This window comes from Streptomyces sp. NPDC060027 (assembly GCF_042737005.1).
Lineage (GTDB): Bacteria > Actinomycetota > Actinomycetes > Streptomycetales > Streptomycetaceae > Streptomyces.
Genome location: NZ_JBHWVI010000009.1, coordinates 1 through 11,440 on the forward strand (window position 1 = coordinate 1; position 11,440 = coordinate 11,440).

At 71.0% G+C, this 11,440-nt stretch carries 11 protein-coding genes; 7 read left to right on the forward strand and 4 right to left on the reverse strand.

Translation table 11 applies throughout. The features are described 5' to 3' along the window. The coding region (locus ACFWBT_RS04020; RefSeq protein ID WP_385695558.1) for a transposase at positions 1-266 on the forward strand (266 nt) is incomplete at its 5' end. A gap of 491 nt (positions 267-757) precedes the next feature. On the opposite strand, the gene ACFWBT_RS04025 is transcribed toward ACFWBT_RS04020, so the two are convergent. Next, positions 758-1,207 carry a spore-associated protein gene (locus ACFWBT_RS04025; protein WP_385695560.1) on the reverse strand — a complete coding sequence of 150 codons (450 nt, stop codon included), beginning with the start codon at positions 1,205-1,207 and terminating at the stop codon, positions 758-760. Between the two features lie 439 nt (positions 1,208-1,646). Here ACFWBT_RS04025 and ACFWBT_RS04030 point away from each other — a divergent pair, with 439 nt between their 5' ends. Next, a complete protein-coding gene (locus ACFWBT_RS04030) occupies positions 1,647-2,165 on the forward strand; it encodes an adenylate kinase (protein ID WP_385695563.1) in 519 nt (172 codons plus the stop codon). A 126-nt stretch (positions 2,166-2,291) separates the two neighbouring features. Here ACFWBT_RS04030 and ACFWBT_RS04035 read toward each other — a convergent pair whose 3' ends face one another. Both ACFWBT_RS04035 and ACFWBT_RS04040 read right to left on the reverse strand, forming a co-directional pair. After that, a complete protein-coding gene (locus ACFWBT_RS04035; protein ID WP_385695565.1) occupies positions 2,292-3,041 on the reverse strand; it encodes a class I SAM-dependent methyltransferase in 750 nt (249 codons plus the stop codon). A 32-nt stretch (positions 3,042-3,073) separates the two neighbouring features. Then, entirely contained in the window at positions 3,074-5,158 is a 2,085-nt protein-coding gene (locus ACFWBT_RS04040; RefSeq protein ID WP_385695568.1) for an acyl-CoA dehydrogenase family protein, read from the reverse strand. Positions 5,159-5,347: 189 nt separating this feature from the next. On the opposite strand from ACFWBT_RS04040, the gene ACFWBT_RS04045 reads away from it, so the two are divergent. The 5 genes from ACFWBT_RS04045 to ACFWBT_RS04065 all read left to right on the forward strand — a co-directional run bounded on the left by ACFWBT_RS04045 (position 5,348) and on the right by ACFWBT_RS04065 (position 10,665). Beyond that, complete coding sequence (locus ACFWBT_RS04045; protein WP_385695571.1) at positions 5,348-6,115, forward strand: thioesterase II family protein; 768 nt, start codon at positions 5,348-5,350, stop codon at positions 6,113-6,115. Positions 6,116-6,383: 268 nt separating this feature from the next. Continuing rightward, a complete protein-coding gene (locus ACFWBT_RS04050; RefSeq protein ID WP_385695574.1) occupies positions 6,384-7,520 on the forward strand; it encodes an acyl-CoA dehydrogenase family protein in 1,137 nt (378 codons plus the stop codon). Next, the gene (locus ACFWBT_RS04055; protein ID WP_385695577.1) at positions 7,517-9,010 is read left to right on the forward strand and encodes an amino acid adenylation domain-containing protein; all 1,494 of its coding nucleotides are present in this window, start codon (positions 7,517-7,519) and stop codon (positions 9,008-9,010) included. Before ACFWBT_RS04050 ends, ACFWBT_RS04055 begins: the two co-directional genes overlap by 4 nt. Positions 9,011-9,040: 30 nt before the next feature. Beyond that, positions 9,041-9,313 (forward strand): acyl carrier protein, encoded by a 273-nt coding sequence (locus ACFWBT_RS04060; protein WP_385695579.1) that lies wholly within the window; start codon positions 9,041-9,043, stop codon positions 9,311-9,313. Between the two features lie 5 nt (positions 9,314-9,318). Further along, positions 9,319-10,665 (forward strand): FAD-dependent oxidoreductase, encoded by a 1,347-nt coding sequence (locus ACFWBT_RS04065; protein WP_385695582.1) that lies wholly within the window; start codon positions 9,319-9,321, stop codon positions 10,663-10,665. Between the two features lie 42 nt (positions 10,666-10,707). Here ACFWBT_RS04065 and ACFWBT_RS04070 read toward each other — a convergent pair whose 3' ends face one another. After that, positions 10,708-11,382 carry a 4'-phosphopantetheinyl transferase family protein gene (locus ACFWBT_RS04070; RefSeq protein WP_385695585.1) on the reverse strand — a complete coding sequence of 225 codons (675 nt, stop codon included), beginning with the start codon at positions 11,380-11,382 and terminating at the stop codon, positions 10,708-10,710. Between the last annotated feature and the right edge of the window lie 58 nt (positions 11,383-11,440).

Sequence of the window (11,440 nt, forward strand, 5' to 3'; positions counted from 1 at the left end):
TCGAATGGCCGGACGGCCAGGACACTCCGACGGACTACTGGATATCGAACCTGCCCGCCACCACACCGGCCGCTGACCTGGTGCGGTGGGCGAAGGTGCGCTGGCGGATCGAGCACGACTACCGCGAGCTCAAACACGGCCTCGGACTGGACCACTTCGAGGGCCGCACCTGGCGCGGCTGGCACCACCACGTCACCCTCGTCACCACCGCCCAGGCATTCCTCACCCTCAGGCGGCTCGACCCAAAAGTCCGCACACCGGCCTGACCCTCTACCAGGTCCTCGACGTTCTTCAGGACCTGCTGAGGTGCTGGACCGGCACCTGCACCACCTGCGGCCGCCCCCTGCCCAGCCCTCGGAGCAGCCGCAGACAGCCCACAACCTAACGAAGCACTACTAGGAAGTGCCGACCTATGCGTTCCTGAGCTCGCCGGGGTCTGCCCCGGTCAACTGAACGTGAACTCCTGCTGTCGGGAGTTCAGGTCGGGAGCGTAGGAGGGCAACGGGAACACCGTGAGCCAGTCCGCGTTCGCATCGATGAGCTCCCGGCCACGACGAGAAGGCCGGCGGAGTCCCGGACGAGTCTCGTCGAGGCGCTCGCCCTGGCAGAACTCGGTGAGCCTGCCAGGGCGAGTCGGGCCAGTGCGGTCCCGCACGGTCATCGGGTTGTAGGCCCCGGCTCTATGACCGTCGGCTCTCTGCACCCGGGTGAGGGGAGAGGGCGGCGCGGGAGCGTGGTGGCCGGGAGAAGCGGCCGGTCAGCGGGTGAAGGTGACCCGGTGCTCCTTGAAGGCGGCGCAGTTGGAGCCGGACACCTGGGTGTACACGTTGCTGATGTGGCCGCCCCAGTCGACGCAGTGACCCTTGCCGTACACGTAGGCCGGTCCCGCGTACGAGGTGTACTGCCCGTAGTCCTCGTCGCCCACGCCGGTGTCGGAGACGTAGATCCATGTGGACATGTCCAGGACGGTGCCCGGGTTCTTGCGGATGGTCGCGACGCAGTTCTTGCCGTTCGAGGCGTTGTACGTCAGGTAGACGGTGCCCAGTGAGCCGACAGGAGCGGAGTTCACCGTCTTGTAGGCGCTTCCGCAGACCTTCTGCGGCGTGGTGTTGGGCGCGGCCGAGGCGGGCACCGCCAGAGCGGTCGTGGCCCCCACTGCCAGGGCGCCGAAGGCGGCAGCCGTGAGGACAGAGCGGTTGAATCGCATATTTCCCCCTTGTGATCTTTGGAGATGTTTGCTCCTGTCCTGTGTGACCCACGAGACACCGGAACGGTTGTGCAGGGGCCGCAAAATATGTGAGGCCGTGTCCTCGTCGAACGCGAGCAGGCGACCGCAGCCTGACACGCGCCGGATCGGCTCAAGGTCGGCTCGACGCGACCCCGTGCCCCCGTGCCACCGAAGCCACCGCTCCGCCCCACCGCCCGCTCCCCGTCGTCGTCCCCGAGCGCACCGCCCGCCACCCGGTTGCTGAACTCGTCATGCGGCCCGGCGAATTCCTGGACCACGCGCACGATGCGTGCCGCCAGGACACGGAGCGAACGCGGGCAACCGGCACGCCCAACACCGTCCGGGACGTGCGGCTGAGCACGAGTTCTGGCGACAGGGATCACACCAGCTCAGTCTTCAGGAACGGTAGGGTGCGCGGATGGAACGGATCTTGGTGGTGGGCGTCACCGGCGCGGGCAAGTCCACTCTCGCCCGGGCCTTGAGCGGCCGCCTCGGCCTGCCGTACCACGAGATGGACGCGCTGTACTTCAGCGGGCCCGGCTGGGCCGTCAACGACAAGCTGGCCGAGGACGTGTCGAGGCTCGCTGCCGGGCCTCGCTGGATCATCGACTCACTCGGCTACCCGGAAGTCCGCGATCTGCTGTGGAGCCGGGCCGACACCGTGATCTGGCTGGACTACCCCCGGCACGTCGTCATGCCCCGAGTCCTGCGCCGGTCCATCCGGCGCACTGTCACACGCGAGGTCATCTTCGGCGGCAACCGGGAGACCTGGAGAGAATGGCTGCGCCGGGACCACCCGGTCTGGTGGTCCTGGTCGCAGCACGGGGCCCGGCACGACGAAGTCGAACGCCGCACCCTCGACCCCGGCTTCGCCCCGCTCGACACGCTCCGCTTCCGGCGCTCCGACGAAACCGCGGCCTGGGTGGAGTCTCTCTGACCGCGCCGGATCCCGGGCGACTCAAAGCTCCCCCCGCGATGACGTGCGAACGCACGCGAACCCGGCCACGAGCACCGGCGTCACCCTCCACACGTACGAGCAGGCGGGCCGCCCCACGTACGGCAGCTACTGAGCCGGCGCGCTCCGCCGCCGTGGCCCCTCCGTCCGTGGCTCCGCCGGCTGACCGAGAAGCAGGAGGGTCATTCCGCTGAGGGCCGGCGTGTGGGGATAGGCGGCGCGCAGTCGTGCCATGCCGCGCTCGTACTCGTCGTCGGTGAGAGCGCGGAGTTTGGAATCCGAGGCGCGGTCCAGGGTCGCGGCGTACTCGGCCAGGGTGGGCGCTGCCGTGTGGGTGATCGTGCGCAGGTCCAGCCGGGTGAAACCGGCCTGGGCGAAGGCCTCTTCGACCCGGTGGACGCTCGGGTAGGTGTCGATGTGCCGCTCGGTCTCGGGGAAGTGGCGGACGCGGAGGTCGGCGCCGCCGTGGCCCGGGAAGACGTTGCGGAAGGCGACGCGTCCGCCGGGTCGCAGCGCCCGCCGGGTTTCCCGGGCGGCGGCGTCCAGGTCGTCGAGGTGGTGCAGGACCGAGCCGAACCACGCCAGGTCCGCGCACCCGTCGGGGACGGGCAGGTGCTCGGCCACGCCGTCCAGAGCCCGGATGCCCGGAGGGATCAGCGCGCGGCGGGCGGCGTCCGGCTCGACAGCGAGGACACGCGCGCCGAACCAGCAGGTGAACGCCGCGGCGAATCCGCCCGTCCCGGCTCCGACATCCAGGATCGTCGGGTGCCGCGGGAGATGCGGGGCCAGCGCGTCCCGCCAGCCGGTCAGGGCCGCGGGCGGCAGATCGCGCGTGGCGCGGTACTTCTCGGCGTCCACAGAGGTCCGTCCTTCGTGCTCCGGTGGTCCGGTCAGCTGAGACCGAGGCCGCGGGCGATCAGCCCGCGTTGCACGTCGTTGGTTCCGCCGCCGAGGAAGGCGAGGACGGACAGGCGCAGGCCCTGCTCGAAGATGCCCGCGCCGGGGGCGTCCGGTGCGTCGAGGGCCGCCGCGGGACCGAGGATCTCCAGGGCGTCGAGGCTGAGCCGCTCCGCCACCTCCGCGGCCAGTACGCCGGCCATCGACGAGGCGAGGCGCGCGGTGTGCGCGGGGCCGGCCCCGGCTTTCCCGGCTGCCTCGGTCAGCAGCACGTTCACCGCCTGGACCTGGACGGCCAGACCGCTCAGCCTGGCTCGCTTGTCCGACCCGGACGGGCCGGCCACGCCGTCCGGATCGGCGCGGACGGCTGCCAGCAGTTCGTCGAACTGCCGACGGGACATGCCGGCGAGCTCGCCGGCCAGCAGCAGCCGTTCGCCGGTGAGGGTGTCCGTGATGACCTGCCAGCCGCGATTGACCGGGCCGACACGCGCAGAGTCGCTCACTCGGACGTCGTCGAAGCGCACCGTGCAGCAGATCTGCCCGGACAGGGCCTGGTGCGGTTCGGTTGTGACCCCCGCGGTCGCCATCGGGACCATGAACATGCTGATCCCGGCCGGCGGCAGCTTCGCGTTCATGTCCGTGCGTACGGCGAGCCAGATGTACTCCGCCGCGTGGGCGTTGCCGATCCAGGACTTCGTTCCGTTGATCACCCAGTCGTCGCCGTCCCGGACCGCGGTCGTGGTCAGCGACGCGAGGTCGGAGCCCGCCTCGGGCTCGCTGTAGCCCAGACAGAAGGTGAGTTCTCCGTCCAGGATCCGGGGCAGATGGCGCGCCTTCTGCTCGGCCGTGCCGTACTTGACGATGGGGGCGCCGACCACCGAGACGGCGGCCATCGCGATGGCGACCGGCAGCTGGTGGTAGGCGGTCTCGTCCTGCACCGCGAGCTGCTCGACGAGGGCGGCGTCGCGGCCGCCGTCCGCGGCGGGCCAGGTCATTCCGAACCACTTCCGGGCCGCCATCTCCGCCACCAGGCCGGGGTCGTCTCCCTTGCCGAGCGGCCTCACCCGGCTGCGGTGCCCGGCGCAGAAGGAGCGGGCCTCTTCCCGCACCGCCGCCGCCCGCGGAGTGGAGTGCACGGCGGGCAGGCCGGTCGCGGCCCCGATCAGGATGTCGGCGACGGTTCCGCCCGGAGGCGGACAGGTCGGCAGCAGCGCGAGGTCGGCATGGACCCGGCGGAAGAGCCAGGGGGCGTCGTGCTCCTCGAAGTACCCGCCTGCCCCGAGGGTGTGATGGGCGCTCAGCTGGACGCGCGACGCGACGGCGGTCGCGTGGGACACCGCGAGTTCCGTGGCGAGGACCCCGTCCGGTGCGTCGGCGCCGAGTCCGCGGACGGCATCTTCGATCAGGAGTTCACCCGCGACGAGTTCGATCTCCCGGGTCGCCGTGCGCTGCTGGACCGCGCCGAACCCGCCGATCGCCCGGCCGAACTGCCGGCGCACCTTCGCGTGGGCGACGGACCGGTCGTGCGTCTGCCGCGCGGCCGCCATCGCCCGTACCGCCAGGCCCAGCCTGAGCAGGGAGAGCGCCCGGCCGGCCTGCTCGGGACCGATGTCGACGGCGGCCTCCGGTCCGCCCAGGTGGAGCCGGGCCCAGGCGGGCGACGCCAGCCCGGGCTGCGGGACGGCGAACTCCACGGGCCGCACCGTCGCGCGGCCGCCCCCGGGCGGCAGGGCCAGGACGTGCGAGGCGGCTGTCCCGGCCTCCATGAACGGCACCGTCTCGGCAGCCGGGTCCGTCACCGCCACCAGGATCCGGATGTCCCCGGCCGCGATGCCGGCCGTGATCCGCGGGGCCTTCGCCAGCAGGCCCTCGGCGACGAAGCCGTCCATGACGGGCAGCGGGCAGGCGGCCGCCCCGGTGGCCCGGACCAGCGCGACGGTGGCGGCGAGGTCGCCAGGGCCGAACCAGCCCCCGTCCGCGGCCAGTCCCCACAGCCGGGCCAGGGCGGCCTCGTCGGCCAGATCAGGGAAGTGCCACTGCCGGGTCAGCAGTTCGGTGATCTCATCCACGCTGAGCATTTCGCCCGTCCCGCCTGCGGTGTCCGCTGTCACGCCGTTATTCCGAGCGTAGGGGCGGCGTCAGAACCGGGGCAATGCGGGACCGGGACAATAGGGGCCTGATAGGGGTTCGTGAGATCAGGGACGGGGATAGGGTCGGACACTGCTGAGGTGTCGGCAATTGTGCTGTGCTCGGAGAGGGTGACGGAAGTGGGAAATACCGACAGCGACAGTTGGGTCCGCGTCTACCGCCAGGTGCCGGAGGGTTTGCGCCTTTTCTGTTTCCCCCACGCGGGCGGCGCCGCGAGCTACTTCTATCCGTGGTCGAGATCGGTGCCCGGGGACGTCGAGGTGCTGGCCCTGCAGTACCCGGGCCGCCAGGACCGGGCCGGCGAGCCCCACGCCCGCAGCATCCCCGATCTGGCCGACCGGATCCACACGGCGATCCGGCCGCTGCTCGCGGAGCCGTTCGCGTTCTTCGGCCACAGCATGGGAGCGATCCTCGCGTTCGAGGTGGCGTGCCGGATCGCCCGGGAGGAGGGGACCGGACCGGCGCACCTGTTCGTCTCCGGCCGGCGGGCTCCCTCCCTCGTCCGGCACGAGGAGCTGCACCGGGCCAGTACGTCCGCACTCGTGGCGGAGATGCGCGCCCTGGGCGGCACGAACCCGCGCGTCCTGGCGGACGAGGAACTGCTCAATCTCGTCCTGCCGACGATCCGCGCCGACTACACGGCCATCGAGACGTACCGGTTCGACTCCGCGCCTCCGCTGTCGTGCGACATCACCGCGATGGTCGGCGACGGCGACCCGAAGGCGTCCGTCGACGACGCGTCGGCCTGGTCGCGGCACACGCTCGGCCGCTTCGATCTGCGGATCTTCCCGGGCGGCCACTTCTACCTGGAGGACTGCCGGGCCGGGGTGCTCGATGCGATCGTGTCCGTGCTCTCCCGGGTACGGCAGGACGCGGGCAGCCGTTAGCGCAGGACGCGCCTCTCGGCAATTGTGTACGGCCTCTCGTGCGGACAGTACGTGGATGGCGCCCGAGTCGGCACCCCTACCGTACCCCTAGCCGCGGCACTCTTCTCATAAGGGTGCGGTAAGGGTTTTGATCCGCCGACCGCGAACCTATTGTTGCCGAATGTGCCAGGTCGGGACAATCAAATGCCGCGGCACTTTCGCATTCTGAGTACGGCCATCGAGGCGGGATTGAATTGGCGATGCTCGAATACTCACCGGAAACCGACTGATGGAATTCGATTGGTCACCGAACCAGCGTGAACGCTACGCCGGCACGAGCGCGGCCGTCGCCGATCGGTTCGCCGAGCACGAGACGAGCACCGACCCGGAGTCGGTGCGGCTGGCCTGGAAGGACGCCGCGGGCATCGGCCTGACGGGACTGTGCCTGCCACGGCAGCACGGCGGGGCCGGCCTGGGCGCCCTGGACACGGCGCTGAGCCTTGAGGCGTTCGGCCGCTCCTGCCCCGACATGGGTCTGGTGTTCGGCGTCGCGGCGCACCTGCTGTCGTGTGCCGTGCCCGTCGCGGAGTTCGGGACGGACGAGGCGAGGGAGCTGCTGGCGGGCATGGCGGCGGGCGACCTGATCGCCGGCAACGCCATGACCGAGGACGAAGCGGGATCGGACGTCGGGCGGATCAGGACCACCGCCGAGCGCTCGGGCGAGGCGTATCTGCTCGACGGGGAGAAGTCCTTCGTCAGCAACGCCCCGGTCGCGGACGTGTTCGTGACCTACGCGGTCACGGATCCCTCCGCCGGTTTCCTGGGCATCTCGGCGTTCGCCGTGCCGCGTGAGCTCGACGGCGTCGTCGTCGGTCCGCCGCTGCCGAAGATGGGACTGAACGGCTGCCTGGCGGCACGGGTGCGGTTCGAGGGCTGCGTCGTGCCGGCCGGCTACCGGCTCGGGGCCGAGGGCAGCGGCGGGGCGGTCTTCCAGCACTCCATGGGGTGGGAGCGCGGCTGCCTGTTCGCCGCGTACCTGGGGCTGATGGAGCGGCAGCTGGCCGACTGCGTGGGCCGGACCACCGACCGGCGCCAGTTCGGACGGAAGATCGCCGGCTTCCAGGCCGTCTCGCACCGGATCGCCCGGATGCGGCAGCGGCTGGAGAGCGCGCGGCTGCTGCTGTACCGCGCCTGCTGGCTGCTCGACCAGGGCCGCACGGACGTCGGCGCGATCGCCATGGCGAAGACCGCCGTGTCCGAGGCCGCGATCGCCAACAGCCTTGACGCCATGCAGCTGTTCGGCTCGACCGGCTACCTGGCCGGCGCCGGGATCGAGGAGCAGCTGCGTGACTGCCTGCCCACGACCGTCTTCTCCGGGACGACCGAGATCCAGCTGGAGCTCATCGCGAGGGGGGAAGGGCTGTGAGCCTCCACCGGCTCGTCATCGAGGCCGCCGTGCGCCGGCCCGGCGCGCCGGCCGTCGGCGCGCCGTCGGGGTCGTTCACCTACGGCGAGCTCGACGCCGCGGCCGACGCGATCGCGGCCAGGCTCGACCGCCGGGGCGTCCGGCGCGGCGACCGGGTCGTGCTCTGGACGGGCAAGAGCCCGGAGACGGTGGCGGCGATGCAGGCGGTCCTCCGGCTCGGCGCCGCCTACGTGCCCGTCGACGGCAGCAGCCCGGTGGCCCGGGTCGCGGCCATCGCCCGGGACTGCGCGGCACGCGTCGTCGTCACCGACCGCGCACGCGTCCCGCGGATCTCCGGCGAGGTGGCCGCGGATGTCACCTGCGTGGAGACCGACGGTCCCTACGACCCGGCGCCGCCCGTCGACGCCGCCACGACCGACGACGACCTGGCGTACATCCTGTACACGTCGGGATCGACCGGCACGCCCAAGGGGGTGTGCCTGACCCACGGGAACGCGCGGGCGTTCGTCGACTGGGCACACGACCTGCTGACGCCGACGGAGGACGACCGGTTCGCCAACCACGCGCCGTTCACCTTCGACCTGTCGGTGCTCGACCTGTACGTGGCTTTCCGTGCCGCCGCGAGGGTGTGTCTCGTCCCCCCTGAGCTGTCCTTCGCGCCGGCGCAACTCGTCGAGTACCTCCACTCGGAGCGGATCAGCGTCTGGTACTCGGTGCCGTCCGCCCTCGCGGTCATGATGCGGTACGGCGGACTGCTGGACCGTCCGGCGCCGGACGCGCTGCACACCGTGCTGTTCGCGGGCGAGCCGTTCCCCGTCGCACAGCTCCGCGACCTGGCCGGCTGGACCGGCGCGCGGATGATGAACCTCTACGGCCCGACCGAGACCAACGTGTGCACGTTCCACGAGGTCACCAAGGCGGACCTGGACCGCGACCGGCCGGTGCCCATCGGGATCGCGGCCGGCGGCGACCGGGTTTGGGCGCTGCGGGCCGACGGAGGTGTCGCGGCCGCGGGCGAGGAGGGCGAACTCGTCGTGGACGGACCCACGGTGATGCCCGGTTACTGGGGTCACCCGCCGCGGAGCGGCCCGTACCGTACCGGCGACCTGGTCCGGGTCCTGCCCGGCGGGGTGTTCGACTACCTCGGGCGCCGCGACCAGATGGTCAAGATCCGCGGACACCGGGTCGAACTCGGTGAGGTCGAGTCCGTGCTCGAGAACCACGCCGACGTCGCGGAGGCCGCCGCGGTGGCGGTCGGCGAGGGCGTCGACACCCGCCTGGTGGCGTTCGTGGCTCCGCGGGCCGGAGGTGATCTCGGGGCCCTGGCCCTTCGCCGGCATCTCGCCGAACACCTGCCCCGCTACATGGTGGCGGACGAGGTGCGGATCCTGTCCCCGCTGCCCAGGAACGGCAACGGCAAGATCGACCGACCGGCGCTGCAGGCGCGCGCCCGTGGGGCGGAACGAACGGCGTACGAACCGGATGCGTGACCACCACCTCCCAACCGAAAGGGCGGCGCAATGACCCTCGATGAGGTCACACCGCGGATCACGACCTTCATCAGCGAGAGCTTTCTTGACGGTGACCCGAAAGGTGAACTCACCGAGTCCACCCCGCTGCTCGAATGGGAGATCCTCAACTCGATGAACAGCGCACTCCTGCTCAACTTCCTGCGGGAGGAACTGCGCGTCGACGTACCGCTGTCGTCGATCAACGCGGCGAACTTCCGGGACATAGCAGCCATCAGCAAGCTCGTCTCCGGCCTGGTGGCCGTTCCCGCGGAAGGTGTCTGAGAACGATGAGTGTCGACTACGACGTCGTGATCGTCGGCGGTGGCCCGGCCGGATCCAGCGCCGCCGCCTACCTCGCCAAGGCCGGCAGGTCGGTGGCCGTGTTCGAGGGTGAGAACTTCCCCCGTCCGCATGTGGGCGAGTCGCTGGTTCCGGCCACCACGAGGGTGCTGCTGGAAACCGAGGTGATGGACAAGATCGAGGCGGCGGGCTTCCCGCGCAAGTACGGTGCGGCCTGGACGTCGTCCCAGACGCGCAACGTCAACGCCGACCAGGCCGGCGCGTTCACGCACGAACTCGGCGTGGCCGACATCCTGTTCAGCGAACGCGACCAGCCAGGGGTCGACCGGGACTACACCTTCCACGTCGACCGCAGCCGGTTCGACCTCATCCTGCTCAAGCACGCCGAAAGCCTGGGCGCCAAGGTGTTCCAGGGGATCCGGGCGATGCGCGTGGACTTCGACGACCCGGCCAAGGTCACCCTGACCTGCAAGGTGGGTTCGAAGGAGGTGGATGTCACCGCGAAGATGGTCATCGACGCCTCCGGCCGCCAGACCCTGCTGGGCCGGCAGCTCGGCACCAAGGAGGCGGACCCCGTCTTCAACCAGTACGCCATCCACGCCTGGTTCGACGGCCTGGACCGCTCCTCGGTCGCCAACAGCCCCGAGAAGGTCGACTACATCTACGTGCACTTCCTGCCGATCAGCGACACCTGGGTCTGGCAGATCCCCATCACCGACACCGTCACCAGCGTCGGGGTCGTGACCCAGAAACACCGGTTCGCCGAGGCGAACATGGACCGCGAGAAGTTCTTCTGGAGCTTCGTGGAGAGCCGGCCCGACCTGTACGAGGCACTGAAGAAGACGGAGCAGGTGACGCCCCTGAAGGTCGAGGGCGACTACAGCTACGCCATGCGCCAGATCTGCGGCGACCGGTACGTGCTGATCGGTGACGCCGCGCGGTTCGTCGACCCGATCTTCTCCAGCGGCGTGAGCGTCGCGCTCAACAGCGCGCGGCTGGCCTGTCACGACATCGTCGCGGCCCTCGACGCCGACGACTTCTCGCAGGCCAGGTTCTCCACCTTCGAGAAGAAGATCCGCAACGGGGTCCGCAACTGGTACGAGTTCATCTCGGTCTACTACCGCCTGAACATCCTGTTCACCACGTTCGTGGCCGATCCGCGGTACCGGCTGGACATCATCCGGCTGCTGCAGGGCGACCTCTACGACGAGGCGGAGCCGGAGGTCCTGCGCATCATGCGGGAGACCGTGACCGCCGTCGAGAACGACCCGACCCACCTGTGGCACTCGTACCTGGGCACGCTCCGGGCGCCCATCCTGGCTCCGGCCTTCTAGGTGGCCTGTACCGCCCGCGACACCACTGCCTCCCGGGCCGGTTCAGCCCTCGTCCGCGGGAAGCGGGAGCGTCCGGGTCACCACCCGGACGCCCGGTGCCCGTACCGCGACGGAGGCGATCACACCGTCCCCCGCGGCGAGGTCGGCCAACGACCAGGCGGTGATGTCGCCGCACGGGTCGGGGAGCGCCACCACGGTGCCGCGGGCGGTCGTGACGATGCCGCGCAGGTGCGTCGCGAGGCCGGTGCCGAGTGCCTTCGCCACGGCCTCCTTCCGGGTCCAGAAGCGCAGTACCTGGGCGTCCCTGAGCGCCTCCGGCAGCGCGTCCACGGCCTGCCGCTCGCTCTCGGACAGCGCCGTCCGGGCCAGCGCACCGCGGTCGGCCAGCGGCCGGAGGCGCTCTACGTCGACGCCGACCGGGGCGCCCCACGACAGGGCGGCTGCCACCACGGACTCGGCATGACTGAGGCTCACGTGGAGGCCCCCGGGATCGACGACCAGCGGGCGCCCCCGTCCGTCGCGCTCCCAGGCCTGCCGGTCCGGCGCACATGACGTGTACGCCTCGACCAGCTGCCGGCCGACCCGATGTGCGGCGGCGCGCGCCCGGCGGTACCGCAGGGCGCGCCGGTCCAGGCTGAGCGGCTCGTCCCGGGGCGCCGCGCCCACCGCCACCCAGACGGCGACGTGACCGGACCCCCCGAGCTGCGGCTCGTCCACCGGTCGCCCCCTCCGGAATCCCACGGGATCCCGATGCCGAATTCGCGGAAGATCATTG